Source organism: Streptosporangium sp. NPDC051023, from assembly GCF_040689595.1.
In the GTDB taxonomy this organism is placed as follows: Bacteria; Actinomycetota; Actinomycetes; order Streptosporangiales; family Streptosporangiaceae; genus Streptosporangium.
The window spans coordinates 58,401-77,343 of sequence record NZ_JBFBCE010000012.1 but is presented as its reverse complement, the minus strand read 5'-3'; the positions used below and the strand labels follow the sequence as shown (position 1 = coordinate 77,343).

Genomic DNA, 18,943 nt, shown 5'->3' with positions numbered 1-18,943 from the left:
TCGGCGGGCCATCCGGCTCCCTGGACGGGGCGTGGCATGCCGTCGGCGTGCCCATCTCCTCATCAGACCGTCCCCATAAGAGCGCAAATTTCGCGAACGGGACACAGAGTCAGGGGTGCGTGTCCCCCAAACCCACTGGTCAAGGGGAGTATCGTCCAAATATGTGCAGTAAGGCGTGTCGAGGGACGGCGCAGCCCCCCATCCGGTCCGCCCACCGGGGGCGGGCGCCCAGGCGCGCGACGACGGGGACGTCTGGTGCGGCAGGGGCCATGGGGGGCGTAGAGGAGCCCGGCCGCGTGCCGGGGGCGAGGCGCTGACGGTGGCGGAATCCTCCGCTTTCCTCGACGGCCGTTCCCGCAGGAACGGCCTCGACATGCTGGCGGAAGACCTCACCAGGGTCCTGGAGGACGTGGGCGCCCACCTGGGTGCGGTCTACCTGCTGGCACCGGGCGCGCAGGTCCTGGAACTGGCGGTGATGAAGGGCGCGCCCCGCGATTTCATCAAGCCCTGGGAAAAGATGAGTCTGGCCACGCCCATTCCGGTGACCGACGCGATACGGGAGGAACGGCTGGTCTGGGTCGGCGACGAGAAGGAGATGGCCCGCGCGTACCCGGGAGCGGCGCTCGTCATGCCCTACGAGTTCGCGCTGGCCGCGCTGCCGCTGATCAGCGGCGAGACCGTGTACGGCGCGATCTTCGCCCTGTGGGCGGGCTCACACGCGTGCGACCTGTCCCCGATCGAGCGTGACCGCCTCACGGCCGCCGCCGAGGAGATGGCCAAGGGGCTCGAGGAGGCGGACCGGGAGGGGCGCAGGCTGCGCCCGGGCCTGGAGCCACGTGTGCTGCCCGCCCCCACCATGCAGCCCGCCGAGGTGATCGCGGCGGTGGCGGGGCGCCTGCCGGAAGGGGTGTGCGGCCTGGACGTCAGCGGCCGCGTCACCTTCGTCACCCCGAGGGCGGCCCAGCTGATCGGCGTGCTCTCCGCGCGGCTGACCGGCTCCTACCTGTGGACCCTGGTGCCCTGGCTCAACGACCCGGTCTACGAGGACCGCTACCGCGCGGCGATGATCAGCCAGCAGCCGACCTCGTTCGTGGCGCTGCGCCCCCCTGAGCGCTGGCTCTCCTTCGAGCTGTACCCCGCGCCGACCGGTGTCACCATGCGTGTCACCCCGGCCGTGGTCGAGGCGGAGGACGTGCCCCTCGCCGCCTCGGAGGCCGAGAACCCCTCCTCCATCCCCGACGCCGACCTGACGCTTCCCACCAGGGTCGGGGCCCTGTACCACATCCTCCACCTGGCCAGCACGCTGACCAAGGCCGCCAGCGTGCAGGACGTGGTCGACCTGGTCGCGAACCGGCTCATGCCGGCCTTCGGCGGCGACGGGATGGCCCTGATGGTCGCGGAGGACGACAGGGTGAGCGTCGTCGGCGACCGCGGCTACCCGTCCTACCTCAGGGAACGCTACGACGGCCTGTCGCTGACCTCGCCGGCCCCGAGCGTGCGGACCATGGTCACCGGGGTGCCCAGCTTCTTCAGCTCCCAGGAGGAACTCGACGAGGTCTACGGCGCGGACATCGCCCAGGACGACGGGATGGCCTCGTGGGCGTTCCTGCCGCTGATCGCCTCGGGAAGGTCCGTCGGCACCTGCGTGCTCGCCTTCGCCAGGCGCCACCGCTTCACCGTCGAGGAACGCGCCCTGCTGACCGCGCTCGGCGGCCTGATCGCTCAGGCGCTGGAACGCGCGCGCCTGTACGACGCCAAGCTGGAGCTCGCCCACGCCCTGCAGGAGAGCCTGCTGCCGCACGCCCTTCCCCGGCTGCCGGGCTTGAGCGCCGCCGCGCGCTACCTGCCCGGCACGGAGGGCATGGACATCGGAGGCGACTTCTACGATGTCATCAGGCTCGACGAGGACACCGTCGCCGCCGTCGTCGGCGACGTCCAGGGGCACAATGTCACCGCCGCCGCCCTCATGGGACAGGTACGCACCGCGGTCCGCGCGTACGCGACCGCGGGCGCGGACCCCGGCGAGGTGCTGGCCAGGACCAACCATCTCCTGGTCGACCTGGACCCGGGCCTGTTCGCCAGCTGCGTCTACCTCCGCCTCGACCTGCGCCGCAACCTGGCCTGCCTGGCCCGCGCGGGCCATCCCCAGCCCCTGCTGCGCCACCCGGACGGCGAGGTGCGCGTGGTCGAAGTCCCCGGAGGCCTGCTGCTGGGCATCGACCACTCGGTCGAGTACCCGCACACGGAACTTCCGCTGCCGCCGGACGCCGTCCTGGCCCTCTACACCGACGGCCTGGTGGAGACTCCCGGAGTCGACATCGACGACGCGCTGGCCGATCTCGGCGCCGAACTGGCGCGCACCGGCGACGGCCCCCTCGAGGAGGTGGCGAGCACTCTGATCCGGCACGCCCAGCAGACCAGCCACCGCAGCGACGACATCGCCCTGCTCCTGCTCCGCCTCGCCGCAGGGGACGACCCGCGTCCCTGAGGTTCCGTTCCCCGGCTCCCCGCCCGGGCGGTCCGGATCAGGTGCGCGGTCAGGGCCAAGGCGGATCGTCGGCGGGCGCTGGGGGCCGTCTCCTGCGCCGCACTGAGAAATGGGGCGGCGTGCCGGTCTCCGGGGAAAGGTTCAGCGAGCCCCTTTTTGACGGCTGCCCTCTGTGAGGGCTTTTGTCGCTTTATGGTGAGAGATCCCTTTCAAGGAGGATGCAGTCCTCCGTAATCCGGAAATCAGCAGTTCCCTTTAACGGGGCTTGCCGTGCCACATAGTATCTACGGAAACATCACCTTCACCGGGGATCCGTCTTCTCCTAAAGGCCTTCGGCATGCCAGATACCACTGGTCCGCACCATCGTCTCAGAGATCAAATCGGCGAAGCGGCCCGTACATATCACAGCGCTTTCGTGGCTGCTATAGAGAAACTTCCGGATTTACTGCAGTTCGTCCTGTTCATTGTGATCATTGTTGGATACGTGCTGGCCTTCCTGGTCACGGTCGCCGTCATGCTGGTCTCGGCGGCATGGGCCGTAGTGGCGAGGCCGCTGCGCCGGGCGGTGCCCTACCTCGGGCTGCTCGCCGTCGCCCTCGGCGCGGGATGGTGGACGACCGGCGTCCGTCTCGCGGGGAACGCCTGCGCGAGCCGCCAGGACCTGAACGTGATCACGATGCCTGACGAGGAGGGCCTGATACGGGCACTCGCCGCGGAGTTCGGGCAGGAATCCCCGAAAGCATGCGCGATCACGGTCGTGGTCAGTTCCTTCGACGGCTGGGAGAAGGTCCAGGCGAATCTGTCGAGCAGTTGGTATCCCTCCTCGGCGAAGAACTCCCACGGCTTCCGGCTCATCCCCTCCCCGCGGCCGGACATGCTGGTTCTCGACTCCCCGGACCAGGTGAAGAGGATCCTCGAGCGGCCGGGGCGGGCGCTGCTGACCGATGAGGGATCTCTCGGGACCTCTCCCGTGGTGCTGGCCGTTCCCGCGGATTCCGTCGAGGAGCTTCAGAACGACGGGATAGGGAACGGCAGGCAACCGGTCGGGCAACTGGTGGAGAGCGTGACGGGCAAGGGCCTGACCGTCGTGCGGCCGTTCCCGGAGAGCTCCCACGCGGGCATGCTGGCCACCTTCGCTCTTTATCAGGGAAAGAACGCGAGAGAACTCGAGAAGACGGAGGAATCCGTCACCCCGTCCTCGGGAAAGATCCCGTTGAGATCGTCGCTGGCGGCCATGTGCGTTTCGGTCAATTCGAAGAGCGTCGGCGAAGACGCCGTGAACAAGCTGGCCGTCATCGCACCGCTGTACGCGGTGAACATCTACAACGAGGCGATACCGATCAGCGGGAACCCGGAGAACAATTCATCCAGCCCCTGTCCCGCCATCCGGATGACCGCGCGGACCCCCTCGTTCTTTCCCGTGGAACTGCCGGACGTCTCGCAGACGAACATCCCCGTCATTCGGGTGCGATGGCCAGGAGGGGCCGGGCGCGACCACGACGCCGCGATCGACGTGTTCCTGGGCTGGCTGCGGGAGAAATACGCCACGAAGGTGTCGACCTCCCAGTTTCCGGTGAGCGCGTTTCCCACGACCGCGGCGCCGGAACCCTCTCCCGACGCGAAGGTCGACCAGTACTACAGCGCCAGGACCTCGGTCGACGCGGTCGTGCTGATCGACGTCTCCGGTTCGATGAACAAGTACACCAGCCGGGGCGGCTCCAGTCTGAACCGGGCGAAACGGCTGGCGCTCGAACTCGACGACCGGCTCAGCGGCCACGATCACCTCGGATTGTCGGTGTTTCCGAGAAACGGCGGAGGAAACCCACCCGCCGCCGTCGGCCGTGACACGTTCCCCGGTGAGATCGACCGTCTTGAGGCGAACGGGCGGAGTTCGGAGATCTTTCGCGCCGCCCGCGACGCCGTCTATGACGAGAAGAGGAAGGGGAAGACCATCATTCTGATCACAGACGCCGACAGCAGAGGCCCGTTCACGGCTGAGAATCTGCGCTCGGAGCTCCGGAAGATGGGCATGAAGCTGTACATCCTGCCCGTCGGCCCCTACGACTGCACCGCTCCCGAACTGAGACCGCTCAAAGAACGGTGCATAGAGGGGATAGCCCGGGACGACGACGCCACGGTGATCGACAAGCTGATGAGATCCCTGCGTGTCCGGAGCTCGTCGTGAACGGCCCGCTCTCCCGAAGACGGTTGCTGGCCGCCGCGGGAATCCTGGTGGGCGGGGCCGCGCTGGGGAGCGGAGCCCGGATATGGGACGACCGCAGACGCTACGGCGACCTCCCGGCGCACAAGGAGATCTTCCTACTCACGGGGGAGGAGATAAGCGTGGGAGACCAGCGTCGCCACTTCGCCGAAGCGTGGAGCAGGCAGGCGAACCTGGCCCTGCCCGGTTCGCCGCCGGCGAGGATATCGGTGCAGCTGGTCGAGCTTGAGGGGACCACCGACCAGCAGTTCAGCGAGATCGCCGCGGCGGCCCAGACGGGCGACCACAGGTACGACGTCGTCAACGTCGATGTCGCGTGGATGGCCTCGTTGATCTCCTACGGTTATCTCGCCCCGTTCCCCGAGGCGGGACTGCGGAAGGTGCGCCAAGCGGACCTCTACGAGAAGGCGTGGAAGACCACGGTTCGCTCGGACGGCGGTCACACCACCTGTTACGGGCTTCCCTTCGCCTCCAACGTCCCGCTGTTGTTCTACCGGAAAGATCTCGTCGAGAACCCCCCTGGCACGTTCGAGGAGGCGGTGAAGATGGGACAGGAGGTGCTGGCGTCCCCGAAGAAGCGCGGCGCCCTGAACGACGGCGCCGTGGCCTACGTCGGGCAGTTCGACGACTACGAGGGGCTCAGCGTCAACGCGCTCGAGGCCATCTGGTCCGGGGGAGGCGATCACATCACGTTGGACGCCAACTGCGTCGCGGCCTTGAATCACCTGGTGGGGGAGTACAGAGCGGGCCATATCCAGGGAGACAACGAGAAGGGCAGTCTGGAGCGTTTCCGGGAGGGCGGAGCCGTCTTCCTGCGCAACTGGTCCTACGCCTACCACCAGCTCGTCAACGCGCCGGCCTTCAAGAGACCGGGTGACGAGGGAACCAACCTCGGCGTGGTCGCCCTGCCGTGGCCCGGAGTGCTGGGCGGGCAGAATCTCGCCGTCACCGGCGGCTCCCCCCTGCGGGACGCCGCGGCCGACTTCGTCGTCTGGATGACCTCCGCGGAAAGGGTGGGGCAGACGTTCGTCTGCGGTGGCTACGGCTCCCCGTGGCACCCCTCCTATGCGCACACCGGCAGGAGACCGGGCTGCGGTACCGATGAGAGTGACTCCAGCGGCCGACCGCTTTCTCAGAAGGACCTGGATTTCTTCATCGAGCAGACGAAGGTCTCTCTCGACAAGGCCAGGGCGCGCCCTCTGGAGACCTGGTATCCCGAATACAGCCGGCACCTGCGCTCCAACCTGATCAGGGCCATGAGAGGGGAGACAGATCTCGACGAGAAACGAATGTGCGAGGAGTTCGGCAAGCTGACCGGCGCCACCTCGTGCGCCTGACGCGATGGCCGTGTGGTCCAGCCGGACGCCTTCGCTAGAGCGTTCGTGACTCGGCGTAGGCACGGGCGATCTGGGCGGTGACCCGCAGCAGCGGGTCGACCAGACGTTGAAGCTCCCTGGCCCGCCGGGACGACAGGACGACCCCGACGGCGGCGACCGCCCTGCCGTCGACGACGACCGGCGCCGCCGCCGAGCAGGCGCCCAGGCTCATCTCCTCGAAGGTGAACGCGTAGCCCTGGGCGCGCACCGAGGCCAGCTCGCGGGCGAGCCTCCCCGGCTCAATGATCGTGTGCGGGGTCGGCCGCTCCAGCTTGCGCGCCAGGTAGGAGCTCAGGAACCAGTCGGGCTCGTGGGCCAGCAGGGCCTTGCCGACCCCCGTCGGATGCATGGGCAGGCGGCCGCCGGTCCTGGAGACGAGCTGTACGGCCCGCCTGCCGTGCACCTTGTCGACGTAGAGCACCTCGAGGCCGTCCCGGACGGCCAGGTGGACGTTCTCTCCGGTGTCGGCGAACAATTCCTGCAGCCACGGATGGGCGACGTCCTGCAACCTGCTCGGTGCGAGCTGGCCGAGCTCCCACAGCCGAAGGCCGATCCGCAGCCGTCCGTCGGCCGTACGGCTCAGTGCCTGCCAGGACTCCAGCTCCCCGACCAGACGATGCGCGGTCGTCAGGGCGACTCCGCTACGCCGGGCGATGTCGGTGAGGCTGAGCTGGGGATGGTCGGCGTCGAAGGCGCCCAGGATGGCCAGGGCCTTCGACGTCACGGAGCGCCCTGGCTCCCGCGAGCCACCGGCCATCGCCCACCCCTCTCCACCGAGTCCCAAAGGAAAATCCTCCCCCCTGTCTTCCGTCCAGTGGAAGGCGGGGCTCGGTTTTCCCCGCCGGGTCCACCATGCTCTCCCCATGCGAACTCAGGTCGGGATCATCGGAGCCGGGCCCGCGGGGCTCCTGCTCTCCCACCTGCTTCATCTGCGCGGCATCGACTCGGTGGTCCTCGAACGTCGCAGCCGCGACCACGTGGAGCGGCGGGTGCGGGCGGGAGTGCTGGAGCAGGGGACGGTCGAAACCCTCGTCGCCGCGGGGGTCGGCGACCGCCTCACGCGGGAGGGTCTCGTCCACCGGGGCATCGAGCTGCGCTACGGCGGCGCGGGCCACCGGGTGGCCTTCGAGCGGCTGGTCCCCGGCCGAGCCATCACGGTCTACGGCCAGCAGGAGGTGGTCAAGGACCTGATCGCCGCCCGCCTCGCCGCGGGCGGGGACGTCCGTTTCGAGGTCGGAGACGTGGCCGTCAACGACGCCGGAACCGACCGGCCCCATCTCACTTTCGGTGGCGAGCGGCTGGACTGCGACGTCATCGCGGGCTGCGACGGCTTCCACGGTGTGTCCCGGGCCTCCATCCCCGGCGATGCCCTCACCGTCTACGAGCGGGAGTACCCGTTCGCGTGGCTCGGCGTTCTGGCCCGCGTCGAGCCGTCGGCCGAGGAGCTGATCTACGCCTGGACCGAGCGCGGCTTCGCCCTGCACAGCATGCGCTCGCCGGAGATCAGCCGCTTCTACCTGCAGGTGCCCGCCGGTGAGGACATCGCGGACTGGCCCGACGAGCGGATCTGGGCGGAACTGCGCGCCCGCCTCGAGACGGTGCCCGGCTTCACCCTCGCCACCGGGGAGATCGTCGAAAAGGGGGTGACCCCCATGCGGAGCTTCGTGGCCGAGCCCATGCGGTACGGCAGGCTGTTCCTGGCGGGCGACGCCGCGCACATCGTCCCCCCGACCGGGGCCAAGGGGCTCAACCTCGCGGTCGCGGACGTCCGGGTGCTGACCGAGGCGCTGGCGCACTGGTACGCCACCGGCTCCGCCGACCTGCTCGACGCCTACTCGGAGACCTGCCTGAAACGGGTGTGGCGGGCACAGCACTTCTCCTGGTGGATGACGACGCTGCTGCACACCTTCGAGACCGACGACGCGTACGCGCGGCGGCTGCAGATGTCCCACCTGGACTACGTGACCTCCTCAGAGGCCGCCGCGGTCACGCTGGCGGAGAACTACGTCGGCCTGCCGTACGAGCGTGACCTCCCCGACCCCGCCCAGACGACGCCACAGGCGCGAGAGGTGATCGAATGACGAAAACAGCGCGGACCGCGGCCGAGGCGGTCGCGGGCATCGGCGCCGGGCAGGGACTGGCCCTCGTCCTCGAAGGAACATCATGACCCACCCTCCCTACCTGAGCCCCGACTACCGCAGCAGCATCCTGCGGGCACCGTCCCGGCCACCCGTCGCGCTCACCGCCGACCCGGACGCCGTCGAGCTGACCAGCCCGGTCTTCGGGCACGGCGAGCTCGGCGGGCTGGACGCCGACCTGACCCGCCACCACGTGGGCGAGCCGATCGGCGAGCGGATCATCGTCACCGGCAGGATCCTCGACTCCGCCGGCCGCCCGGTTCCCGGCACCCTGCTGGAGATCTGGCAGGCGAACGCGGCCGGGCGCTACGCCCACCAGCGTGACCAGCACCCCGCGCCGCTCGACCCGAACTTCACCGGCGCCGGACGGTGCCTGACCGACGACCAGGGCCGCTACCGGTTCGTCTCGATCAAGCCGGGCGCCTACCCCTGGCGTAACCACCACAACGCCTGGCGTCCCGCGCACATCCACTTCTCCGTCTTCGGCACCGCGTTCACCCAGCGCCTCGTCACCCAGATGTACTTTCCGGGGGACCCGTTGTTCCCCTACGACCCGATCTTCCAGTCCATCCCCGACCCCGCGGCCCGCGAGCGGCTCATCGCCCGTTTCGACCTGGAGACCACCGAGCCCGAATGGGCGCTTGGCTACCGGTTCGACGTCGTGCTCGGCCATACCCCGACGGAGGAGTCGTGACCACCCTCTTCCCCGCCCCAGCCCCGGTTCCCTCCCGGGCCGCCGGGCCGACCCCGTCCCAGACCGTCGGGCCGTTCTTCGGTTACGCCCTGCCGTATCCCGGCGGCCCCGACCTGGTCGGGGAGGGGCATCCGGGGGCGATCACGATCACGGGGCGCGTGCTGGACGGGGCGGGCGAGCCCGTGCCGGACGCCCTGCTCGAGCTGTGGCTCGGCGAAACCGGCACCGGGGGCGCGCTGGACCGCACGGGCGAGGGCGTCTCCGGATTCGGGCGCTGCCCCACCGAGCCCGACGGGTCCTACCGGTTCCGCACCGCCAGGCCCGCGGGGCCGTACTTCGCACTGCTGGTCTTCGCCAGGGGGCTGCTGCGCTCTGTCGCCACCCGCATCTACCTGGAGGACGGCCCCGACCCGCTGCTCGACGCCCTCGACCCGGCGCGCAGGGCGACCCTCATCGCCGAGCCCGACGGCGAGGGCTACCGGTTCGACATCAGGCTCCAGGGCGAGAAGGAGACGGTCTTCCTTGAATTCTGACAGCGGTCCCGGCCGGGGACCCCTCACAAGCGGCCAGGACACCGGGCTGCTCACCCCCGTCAGGGCCGGCACAGCGGCCGAGGCGGCGACCTCGGACCAGGCGTGGCTGCGCGCCATGCTGGAGGCGGAGGCGGCGCTGGCCCGCGCCCAGGCGCGGGCGGGAACGGTGCCGCAGGACGCCGCCCGCGTGATCGGGCAGGTGGCCGGTACGGTCACCGTCGACCTCGCGGACCTCGCCCTGCGGGCCAGGCAGGCGGCCAACCCCGTCGTCCCGCTGGTCGCCGAGCTGAGACGGGCCGTGGCCGAGGTGGCGCCGGAGGCCGCGCGGTACGTTCACGGAGGAGCGACCAGCCAGGACATCCTCGACAGCGCCGCCATGCTGGTCTGCCGCGAGACGGTCGAGATCACCGTCTCCCGGCTCGGCCTGGCCATGGCCACGCTCGCCGAGCTGGCGGAGACCCACCGCCACACCCTGATGGCGGCCAGGACGCTTGGGCAGCACGCCGTGCCGACGACCTTCGGGCTGAAGGCCGCGGGGTGGCTGGCCGGACTGCTCGGTGCGCGAGACCGGCTTCGGGCCCTGCGCCTGCCCGCCCAGCTCGGCGGGGCCGCGGGAACCCTGGCCGCGCTCGGCGGCGACCCGGAGCTCGCCGGCCTGTTCGCCGAAGAACTGGGGCTGCGGGCGCCTCTGGTGCCCTGGCACGCGGAACGGTCGGTCGTCGCCGAGCTGGGAGCCGCCCTCGCCCAGACCGCGGGTGCCCTCGGCAAGGTGGCCCTCGATGTGATCCTGCTGGCGCAGACCGAGGTCGGCGAGGTCGCCGAGTCCTCGGGCGGGCGGTCCTCCGCGATGCCGCACAAGCGCAACCCCGCGCTGGCGGTGCTCGTCCGCTCAGCCGCCCTCCAGGTCCCGGTGTACGCGCAGCTCCTGGCCTCAGCGCAGCTGGCGGAGCACGAGCGGGCCGCGGGCGCGTGGCAGGCCGAGTGGCACCCGGTGCGCGAGTGCCTGCGGCTGACCGCGGGCGCGGCCGAGACGGCCGCGGAACTGCTCGGCGGGCTGCGGGTCTTCCCCGAGCGGATGCGGGCCAACACGGACCTCACCGGCGGCCGGATCGTCTCCGAACGCCTCACCGCCCTGCTCGGCAGGGACAGGCTCGACCGGGCGGCCGGTCAGGACGGGCCGCTCGACGAGGTGCTCGCGGGCGAGGTCCCCGCGGAGATGTTCGACCCGAACGACTATCTGGGGGCGGCGCAGCCTCTCATCGACCGCGTCCTCACCGCATACCGGGAGCAGTCTTGAAGCTCAGCCACCGTCTCGACGGCCCCGCCTGGGCGCCGCTCCTCGTGCTCGGGCCCTCCCTGGGCACCACGATGGACGTCTGGGAGCCGCAGCTCGAGGCGCTGGCCGCCTCGTGGCGGGTGCTCCGCTACGACCTGCCCGGCCATGGCGGCTCGGCGCCCGCGACCGAGGTGACCGTCGGCTTGCTCGCGGACGCCGTACTCGGTCTGATCGGGGAACTGGCCGGTGAGGAGAGGTTCGCGATCGGCGGGATCTCCCTCGGCGGCGCGGTCGCGGCCACCGTCGCCGCCCGGGTTCCCGAGCGGGTGAGCCATCTGGTGCTGTGCTGCACCTCCGCCCGCTTCGGGGAGCCGGAGCCGTGGCTCGAGCGTGCCGAGGCTGTACGGCGGGACGGCATGAAGCCGCTCGCCGACGTCCTGCCCGCCCGCTGGTTCACCTCTCACCGGGCGAAGGACCTCCCCGGCGCCGAGGGCCACGACGCGGGCGAGGCGGAGGCGATCAGCAGGGTGCTGCGGATGCCGTACGGCACCGACCCCGAGTCGTACGCCGCCTGCTGTGAGGCCATCGCGGCCTACGACCTCACCGGAGGGCTCGGGGCCATCACCGCGCCGACCCTCGTCGTCGCGGGCGCGGACGACCCCGCCACACCCGTCAGCCACGCCGTCACCCTGGCCGAGGGCATCCCGGGCGCGCTGCTCACGGTGGTGCGGGGAGCGGCCCACCTGGCGAACGTCGAGCGGCCCGGGACGGTCACCGCCGCGATCACCCGCCACCTCCGCGACGACGGCGGGACCGAGGGAACGCGGACCCGGCGGCAGGTTCTCGGCGACGCGCACGTCGACCGCGCGGTGGCCGCGACCACCGACTTCACCCGCGACTTCCAGGACCTCATCACCCGTTACGCCTGGGATGAGATCTGGAACCGGCCCGGTCTCGACCGCCGGGCCCGCAGCTGCGTCACGCTGACCGCGCTCGTCGCCGGCGGACACCTGGACGAGCTGGCCATGCACGTCCGCGCGGCCCTGCGCAACGGGCTCACTCCCGATGAGATCAAGGAGGTCCTGCTCCAGACCGCGATCTACTGCGGGGTGCCCGCGGCCAACGCCGCCTTCGCGGTGGCGCAGCGGACGCTGGCCGAGTGGACGGCGGGCTGAGCCCCGGATCCGCGCCGCCCGCCCCGGTCCCCGCCCGCCCCCACGCCCCGGCGGCCCGCGCCGTCATGTGGCGGTCCGCGCCGTCATGTGGCGGTCCGCGCCGTCATGTGGCGGTCCGCGCCGTCATGTGGCGGTCCGCGCCGTCATACGGCGGCGCGGCCGGAGACATCCGTGCGGATATGGGGATTTAGCTGGGTCTATGGTCAAAAGCTCGTCGGTCAACCCGGAGATAAGGGGGTGGACGAGTGGGTAGGAGAGCGCCCGTGAATCCTGAAGCGCACATCACAGGATCAGAGACAACGGCATCGGCGCCGTCTCCGATCACGGTCGACATCCGGGTCTCGGTCAACGGGGATCGCTGTCCGCTCACCGTGGACACCCGTGAGACGCTCCTGGACACGCTGCGGGAGCGGCTCGACCTGACCGGCGCGAAGAAGGGCTGCGACCATGGGCAGTGCGGGGCGTGCACGGTGCTGGTCGACGGGCGGAGGGTGAAGTCCTGCCTGACGTTGACGGTGACCCTGGACGACAGGGAGATCGTCACGGTCGAGGGACTGGCTGACGACGACGGGCCGCACCCGCTGCAGACGGCGTTCATCGAACACGACGCCTTCCAGTGCGGATACTGCACGCCCGGCCAGCTCTGCTCGGCGGTCGGCATGCTGGCGGAGGCGGCGGCGGGATGGCCGAGCGCGGTCACCCGGGACACGGGCGGCAGGGCCGGTGACGGGGCCGCTGACGGGGCCAGTGACAGGGGCGATGACAGGGCAGGGACAGGGCGCGGGGCTCCGCCCGGCGGCGGGATCAGGCTCGACGACGACGAGATTCGCGAGCGCATGAGCGGCAACCTGTGCCGCTGCGGGGCCTACGTCAACATCGTCGCGGCCATCGGGGAGGTGGCGCGGTGAGACCCTTCGCCTACCTGCGGGCGGCGGACGCGCCGTCCGCGGTCGCCGCGTCCGCCGAGCGGCCCAACACCATGTACCTCGCGGGCGGCACGAACCTGGTCGACCTGATGCGCCTCGGCGTAGCCGTCCCTGAGACCCTGGTCGACGTCAGCAGGATCTCCTCCGGCGCGGTCGAGGAGAGCGCGGACGGCGCCCTGCTGATCGGCGCGGGCGTGCGCAACAGCGACCTGGCCGCCGACCCCCTCGTACGGCGCCGCCACCCGATGCTCGCCCAGGCGGTGCTCGCGGGAGCCTCCGGCCAGATCCGCAACATGGCGACCGTCGGCGGCAACCTGCTGCAGCGCACCCGCTGCTCCTACTTCCAGGACGTCACGAAACCCTGTAACAAGCGGCAGCCGGGCACCGGATGCCCGGCCAGGGCGGGCGACCACCGCAACCTGGCGATCATCGGCCACTCGGAGAGCTGCGTGGCCACCCACCCGTCCGACATGGCGGTCGCCCTGACCGCGCTCGGCGCGATCGTCCACGTCGAGGGCGCCGACGGCCCCCGCACCGTGCCCATGCCGGGGCTGCACCGGCTGCCGGGCGACGAGCCGGACCGTGACACCGTGCTGGACCCCGGGGACCTGGTCACCGCGGTCGAGGTGCCGCCGCTGCCGTTCGCGGCCAGGTCGCGCTACCGCAAGGTCAGAGACAGGGCGTCGTTCGCGTTCGCCGTCGTCTCCGTCGCCGCCGCCCTCGACGTGGCGGACGGGGTCGTGCGCGACTGCCGGATCGCGCTCGGCGGCGTCGCCCACGCGCCGTGGCGGGCCGAGACGGCCGAGGCGGCACTGCGCGGCTCGGCCGCGACGGAGGCAGTGTTCGCCAGGGCCGCGGACGCCGAGTTGGCCGCGGCGCGGCCGCTGGCGGACAACGCGTTCAAGGTCCCGCTGACCCGCAACGTGCTGGTACGCACTCTCATCGACCTCGTGGAGACATCATGACCACCACGGCGACGAGCACGGCGCCGAGCACGGCCGTGCCGTACGTCGGCTCGGCGTTGGACCGGGTCGAAGGCCTGGAGAAGGTGACGGGCCGGGCCAGGTACGCCTACGAGTACTCCCCGGACGATCTGGCGTACGCCGTGCCGGTGCAGGCAACCGTCGCCAGGGGCGAGATCCGCGCGGTCGACGTCGATGCTGCGATCAAGCTTCCCGGCGTGATCGCCGCCATCTGGCACGGCAACGCGCCCAGGCTGGCTCCCGCGGAGAACGCCGAGCTGTCGGTGCTCCAGTCACGCAGGGTCGCCTACCGGGGCCAGTACATCGCGGTCGTGGTCGCCGAGACGCTGGAGAACGCCAGGGAGGCGGCCAGGCTGCTGCGGGTCGAGTACGAGGCCGAGGAGCACGATGTCGAGTTGCGCGCCGACCACCCGGAGATGTACCGCCCGGAGCGGGTCAACCCGTTCTACCCCGCCGACACCGAACAGGGCGATCCGGACGCCGCGCTCGCCGACGCCCAAGTGGTGGTCGACGAGACCTACAGCACGCCCGCCGAGCACAACAATCCGATGGAGCCGCACGCCACGGTCGCCGTGTGGGACGGAGACGGGCTGACGCTCTACGACTCGACCCAGGGCGCCCCCTCGGTCCGCAACATCATCGCGCCGCTGTTCGGCCTGCCGCCCGCGAACGTCCGGGTGATCTCCCCGCACGTGGGCGGTGGCTTCGGGTCGAAGGGGGCGCCCCTGTCACCGGTCGTGCTCGCCGCGCTCGCCGCCAAGCACGCGGGGCGGCCCGTCAAGCTCGCGGTGACCCGGCAGCAGATGTTCGCGGTGATCGGCTACCGCACCCCAACGATCCAGCGGGTACGGCTCGGCGCGGACGTGGAGGGACGGCTGAGCGTGATCGTCCACGACGCGTTCGAGCAGAGCTCCAGGATCAGGGAGTTCGCCGAGCAGACCACCACGCCAACCCGGATGATGTACGCCGCGCCCAACCGGCGCACCACCCACCGGCTGGTCAGGCTCGACGTCCCGACCCCCTCCTGGATGCGCGCGCCTGGGGAGGCCCCCGGCATGTTCGCCCTGGAGTCGGCGCTGGACGAGCTGGCCTTCGCCTGCGGGATCGATCCGGTCGAGCTGCGGATCCGCAACGAGCCCGGCGCCGCCCCGGAGAGCGGCCTGCCGTTCAGCTCGCGCAACCTGGTGGCCTGCCTGCGCGAGGGGGCGCGCAGGTTCGGCTGGGCGGGACGCGATCCGGCGCCGGGGATCAGGCTCAGGGACGGCCTGCTGGTCGGCACCGGCGTCGCGGCGTCCACCTACCCGGTCTACCGCCGCCCCTCCCAGGCGACCGCCCGCGTCGAGCCCGACGGCACGTTCACCGTACGGATCGCCGCCGCCGACATCGGCACCGGCGCCAGGACCGTGCTGACCCAGATCGCCGCCGACACGCTGCGCGCCTCGCCGGAGCGGGTCCGCGTGGAGATCGGCGACAGCGCGCTGCCCGACGCCTCGCTCGCCGGAGGTTCGATGGGCACGGCCTCGTGGGGCACGGCCGTGGTCAGGGCCTGCGAGGCACTCGTCGGGGAACTGGACCTGAGGGGCGGCGAGGTGCCCCAGGGCGGCCTCGAAACCGCCGCGGACACCACGCGAGAGGTCGGCGCTGAGCGGCGCTTCGCGCAGCACGCCTTCGGCGCCCAGTTCGCCGAGGTCGGCGTCGACCCCGACTCGGGGGAGACCCGGGTGCTGCGGCTGCTCGGCGTGTTCGCCGCGGGCCGGATCATCAACCCGAAGACCGCCCGCTCGCAGTTCATCGGCGGCATGACCATGGGCCTGTCGATGGCGCTGCTCGAGGAGAGCGTCATGGACCATGAGTTCGGCGACTACCTCAACCACGACTTCGCCCAGTATCACGTCGCGGCCTGCGCGGACGTGCGGGACGTCGAGGCGGTCTGGGTCGAGGAGGACGACCCTTACCTCAATCCGATGGGGGCCAAGGGAATCGGGGAGATCGGCATCGTCGGCACCGCGGCCGCCGTGGCGAACGCGGTGCACCACGCGACCGGCGTCCGGGTCCGCGACCTGCCGATCCGCCTCGACAGGCTCGTGCGCTGAGCCCGGCACGGGCCACGCCCCTCTTCTTCTTCGGGTGAGCCGCGGACTCGCGGACGCGGCGCCCGGCCTGCTCGTCGAGACGGCGGGGGTGGCTCTCAGCCGTCGCCCGCCGCTCCGCCCCCGTACGCCGCGGGCTCGCTCCCGGCCAGGGCGGAGTGCCGGTAGGAGTATCCGAAGTACACGATCAGGCCGATCACGAACCACACCGCGAAACGTACCCACGTCTCCCACTGCAGGAAGGTGATCAGCCAGAGCGAGAAGGCGATGCCGACCGCCGGGACCACGGGCATCCCCGGGCAGCGGAAGGTGCGCGGCAGGTCGGGCCGCCGGTAGTGCAGCACGATCACCGCCGCGCACACGACCACGAAGGCGAGCAGGATGCCGATGTTGGTCAGCTCCGCCGCCTGCACGATGGGCAGGAACCCGGCGATGAACGCGGAGAGGATGCCGACGATCCAGGTCACCCGGGTCGGCACGTGCCGGGTGGGGTGGGTCTTGGCGAACCACTTGGGCAGCAGGCCGTCACGGCTCATCGAGAACCACACGCGGCTCACGCCGAGCATGAACGTGAACATGACGGTGAGGATGCCGACGATCGCCCCGACCGCGATCACGTCCGCCAGGCCCTGCAGGCCGACCGCCTTGAACGCGCTGGAGAACCCGCTCTCCTTGTCGATCTCGCTGTACTTCTGCATGCCCGTCAGCACCAGGCAGGCCAGCACGTACAGCACCATCGAGATGCCGAGCGAGTAGATGATCGCCTTCGGCATGTGGCGCTGGGCGTCCTTGGACTCCTCGGCGGCCGTGCTCATGGCGTCGTAGCCGAAGACGGCGAAGAACACCGTGGCCGCGCCGGTGAACGCGCCGCTGATGCCGTAGGGGAAGAAGGGGGTGTAGTTGTCGGTGTTGATGTGGAAGAAGCCGACGACGATGACCAGCAGCACCACGGCGACCTTCAGCCCGACGACCGTCATCTCGAACCTGGCCGCGTTCTTCATGCCGAGGTTCAGCAGGTAGGCGATCAGCAGGCACAGCAGGGCGGCGAACAGGTCGACCCGGTGCCCCTCGCCCGTCCCCGGCGCCCCCAGCATCCACGCGGGCACCTGGACGCCCAGGTCGCCGAGCAGGAACGAGAAGTAGCCCGAGATGCCGATGGCCACGACCGCGACGATCGCGGTGTACTCCAGCAGCAGGTCCCAGCCGATGAACCAGCCCGCGAACTCGCCCAGGACCGCGTAGCCGTAGGTGTAGGCCGACCCGGCCTTGGGGATGAGCCCGGCGAACTCGGCGTAGGAGAACGCCGCCGCGGCGCTCGCGATTCCGGCGATCAGGAACGAGATCACGACGGCGGGACCGGCGACGCCGTTGGCGACGGCGCCCGCGAGGGTGAAGATGCCCGCCCCGATGATGCCGCCGACCCCGATCGCGGTCAGCTGCCACAGTCCGAGCACGCGGGTGAGCTGCTCGCTCTTGCCGCCCTCCGGCTCCTCGATGTGCTCGATGGGTTTACGGCGCAGAACGCCGGATCCCGCCCGCAGTCTGGCCATGGCGTTTCCCTTCGCACGACGACTGCGGCGGACGACCCGGCCTGGCCCGCCACGATGCCAGCGGAAGGCTCTTACCCTTTTCCATAGGGCTTATTCCAGGGGTTCATCCCGTCCTGAGGTGACATATCCGCTGGTGAGAGTGGCTCCGGTAGGGGCATAAGCCCTGTCCCGCACGGGTTCGGCGCGGTACCGTCGAGGTATCGAATCCCGGACACGGGGGGAGACGCCATGCCGAGCGATCCCGATCACGTGCTCGACGCCATCGATGGAGTCGTCGACGAGTGGCTCGCCATCAGTGAAGACTCCATGCGCTGGGCACCACCGGAGCAACCTCCGCCGAAGCCACGGCTCGCGCTACCGACGCCGCCCCTGCCGCACCTCGTCGAGGAGCTGCTGCAGGAGGTCGGCGTGCACACCCAGGCCGTGGTCGAAGCCTTCCGTCCGCTGGGAGAGGGGGTGATCGGTGCCTTCGCCTCGATCTTCGACAGCACCGCCGTGCGCCAGTTCATCGAACCCGCCGACTGGCCGGAGGAGCATGCGCCGCTCGACGTGGACGACTACGACTACGACTACGACTACGAGGAGCCGGAGCGGGATCCCGGACCCGGCCCCGCGACCGGATCCGGCACCGGGCCGGGCGGGTAGTTCTCCCCGGCATCGTCGCCCTCGTCCAGGGCGAACCTGAGGTGACGTTCCGCGGAGCGCCGTACGGCGGCGGCCCCGTCGGTGTGCACGACCCGCTTCCACCAGGCGCCGTAGACGCGGTCGAAGCCGTACGGCGCCAGCAGCGACAAGGCGCGGCGGATCGTCCTGGGGCGCTCGGGGATCAGATTGGGGTAGCTGTACATGAAGCCGACCCAGCGTCTGTCGGGCACCACCTGCAGGATGTCGCCGGAGAACAACGCGCCCTCGCCCTCGGAGCCGTCGCGCCAGTGCAGCACCTGTCCGCCGGCGAAGTGCACGCCCGCGTTGATCAGGGTCAGGCCGTCCCCGATCTCACGGGTCTCGCCTTCCCAGAACACGATCGAGTCGTCGGGGCGCGCGACCCACTCGCGGTCCTTCGCGTGAATGTAGACCGGCGCGTCGAAGGCGTGCGCCCACTCGACCATCGTCCCGTAGAAGTGCGGATGGCTGATCGCGATGGCCCTGACCCCGCCGAGCGCCCGGATCCGTTCGACGACGTCGTCGTCGAAGTGGGTGACCATGTCCCACAGCACGTTCCCTCCGGCGGCGCGGACCAGCAGCGCGCGCTGGCCGATGGCCGTCGCCGGGTCGGTGCCGAGACCGACGACCCCTGGTCCCTCCTCGGCGACCACCGGTCTGTGCCCCGTCGCGCGCAGCTCCTCCAGTGACGTCCACCGCTGCCCCTGCCAGCCGACGTACTGCCGCTCGTCCTCACAGATCGGGCAGTCCTGGCGGGGGCCTGCGTACTGGACGCCGCAGGTCAGGCAGATCGGCAGGTCGTTCACGCGGCTCCCCCCGTGTGCCGTTGC

At 70.8% G+C, this 18,943-nt stretch carries 15 protein-coding genes; 12 read left to right on the top strand and 3 right to left on the bottom strand.

Features of this window, described 5'->3' with window-relative positions; all coding sequences use genetic code 11:
* Positions 1–319 precede the first annotated feature (319 nt).
* From AB0395_RS10660 to AB0395_RS10650, 3 genes are all read left to right on the top strand, one after another.
* Positions 320–2,488 carry a SpoIIE family protein phosphatase gene (locus AB0395_RS10660; RefSeq protein ID WP_366279046.1) on the top strand — a complete coding sequence of 723 codons (2,169 nt, stop codon included), beginning with the start codon at positions 320–322 and terminating at the stop codon, positions 2,486–2,488.
* A 466-nt stretch (positions 2,489–2,954) separates the two neighbouring features.
* Positions 2,955–4,673 (top strand): hypothetical protein, encoded by a 1,719-nt coding sequence (locus AB0395_RS10655; protein ID WP_366279044.1) that lies wholly within the window; start codon positions 2,955–2,957, stop codon positions 4,671–4,673.
* Positions 4,670–6,046 (top strand): extracellular solute-binding protein, encoded by a 1,377-nt coding sequence (locus AB0395_RS10650; protein WP_366279042.1) that lies wholly within the window; start codon positions 4,670–4,672, stop codon positions 6,044–6,046. Before AB0395_RS10655 ends, AB0395_RS10650 begins: the two co-directional genes overlap by 4 nt.
* Positions 6,047–6,080: 34 nt before the next feature.
* Here AB0395_RS10650 and AB0395_RS10645 read toward each other — a convergent pair whose 3' ends face one another.
* Positions 6,081–6,869 carry an IclR family transcriptional regulator gene (locus AB0395_RS10645; RefSeq protein WP_366279040.1) on the bottom strand — a complete coding sequence of 263 codons (789 nt, stop codon included), beginning with the start codon at positions 6,867–6,869 and terminating at the stop codon, positions 6,081–6,083.
* 79 nt (positions 6,870–6,948) lie between these two features.
* On the opposite strand from AB0395_RS10645, the gene pobA reads away from it, so the two are divergent.
* The 8 genes from pobA to AB0395_RS10605 all read left to right on the top strand — a co-directional run bounded on the left by pobA (position 6,949) and on the right by AB0395_RS10605 (position 15,903).
* Positions 6,949–8,166 (top strand): 4-hydroxybenzoate 3-monooxygenase, encoded by a 1,218-nt coding sequence (pobA, locus tag AB0395_RS10640; protein ID WP_366279037.1) that lies wholly within the window; start codon positions 6,949–6,951, stop codon positions 8,164–8,166.
* 82 nt (positions 8,167–8,248) lie between these two features.
* Positions 8,249–8,917, top strand: coding sequence for a protocatechuate 3,4-dioxygenase subunit beta (pcaH, locus tag AB0395_RS10635; RefSeq protein ID WP_366279036.1), 669 nt, complete (start codon positions 8,249–8,251; stop codon positions 8,915–8,917).
* Entirely contained in the window at positions 8,914–9,450 is a 537-nt protein-coding gene (gene pcaG / locus AB0395_RS10630; RefSeq protein WP_366279033.1) for a protocatechuate 3,4-dioxygenase subunit alpha, read from the top strand. The genes pcaH and pcaG overlap by 4 nt, the downstream gene beginning before the upstream one ends.
* Positions 9,440–10,747, top strand: coding sequence for a 3-carboxy-cis,cis-muconate cycloisomerase (gene pcaB / locus AB0395_RS10625; protein WP_366279031.1), 1,308 nt, complete (start codon positions 9,440–9,442; stop codon positions 10,745–10,747). Before pcaG ends, pcaB begins: the two co-directional genes overlap by 11 nt.
* Positions 10,744–11,901 (top strand): 4-carboxymuconolactone decarboxylase, encoded by a 1,158-nt coding sequence (pcaC, locus tag AB0395_RS10620; RefSeq protein ID WP_366279028.1) that lies wholly within the window; start codon positions 10,744–10,746, stop codon positions 11,899–11,901. Before pcaB ends, pcaC begins: the two co-directional genes overlap by 4 nt.
* A 320-nt stretch (positions 11,902–12,221) precedes the next feature.
* Positions 12,222–12,809 carry a 2Fe-2S iron-sulfur cluster-binding protein gene (locus AB0395_RS10615; protein ID WP_366279195.1) on the top strand — a complete coding sequence of 196 codons (588 nt, stop codon included), beginning with the start codon at positions 12,222–12,224 and terminating at the stop codon, positions 12,807–12,809.
* Positions 12,806–13,792, top strand: coding sequence for a xanthine dehydrogenase family protein subunit M (locus AB0395_RS10610; protein ID WP_366279026.1), 987 nt, complete (start codon positions 12,806–12,808; stop codon positions 13,790–13,792). The genes AB0395_RS10615 and AB0395_RS10610 overlap by 4 nt, the downstream gene beginning before the upstream one ends.
* Positions 13,789–15,903, top strand: a complete 2,115-nt coding sequence (locus AB0395_RS10605) for a xanthine dehydrogenase family protein molybdopterin-binding subunit (protein WP_366279025.1) — start codon at positions 13,789–13,791, stop codon at positions 15,901–15,903. Before AB0395_RS10610 ends, AB0395_RS10605 begins: the two co-directional genes overlap by 4 nt.
* 95 nt (positions 15,904–15,998) lie before the next feature.
* On the opposite strand, the gene AB0395_RS10600 is transcribed toward AB0395_RS10605, so the two are convergent.
* Positions 15,999–17,450 carry an amino acid permease gene (locus AB0395_RS10600; protein WP_366279023.1) on the bottom strand — a complete coding sequence of 484 codons (1,452 nt, stop codon included), beginning with the start codon at positions 17,448–17,450 and terminating at the stop codon, positions 15,999–16,001.
* 228 nt (positions 17,451–17,678) lie between these two features.
* On the opposite strand from AB0395_RS10600, the gene AB0395_RS10595 reads away from it, so the two are divergent.
* The gene (locus AB0395_RS10595) at positions 17,679–18,095 is read left to right on the top strand and encodes a hypothetical protein (RefSeq protein WP_366279021.1); all 417 of its coding nucleotides are present in this window, start codon (positions 17,679–17,681) and stop codon (positions 18,093–18,095) included.
* Here the strand turns inward: AB0395_RS10595 and AB0395_RS10590 are convergent.
* Positions 18,026–18,919 (bottom strand): MBL fold metallo-hydrolase, encoded by an 894-nt coding sequence (locus tag AB0395_RS10590; RefSeq protein ID WP_366279020.1) that lies wholly within the window; start codon positions 18,917–18,919, stop codon positions 18,026–18,028. The two genes, AB0395_RS10595 and AB0395_RS10590, sit on opposite strands and share 70 nt — an antisense overlap.
* Between the last annotated feature and the right edge of the window lie 24 nt (positions 18,920–18,943).

Excerpts from the sequence above, each read along its gene's own strand:
- pobA (WP_366279037.1), top strand. The coding sequence starts at position 6,949 with ATGCGAACTCAGGTCGGGATCATCGGAGCCGGGCCCGCGGGGCTCCTG.
- pcaH (WP_366279036.1), top strand. The coding sequence starts at position 8,249 with ATGACCCACCCTCCCTACCTGAGCCCCGACTACCGCAGCAGCATCCTG.
- AB0395_RS10605 (WP_366279025.1), top strand. The coding sequence starts at position 13,789 with ATGACCACCACGGCGACGAGCACGGCGCCGAGCACGGCCGTGCCGTAC.
- AB0395_RS10600 (WP_366279023.1), bottom strand. The coding sequence starts at position 17,450 with ATGGCCAGACTGCGGGCGGGATCCGGCGTTCTGCGCCGTAAACCCATC.
- AB0395_RS10595 (WP_366279021.1), top strand. The coding sequence starts at position 17,679 with ATGCCGAGCGATCCCGATCACGTGCTCGACGCCATCGATGGAGTCGTC.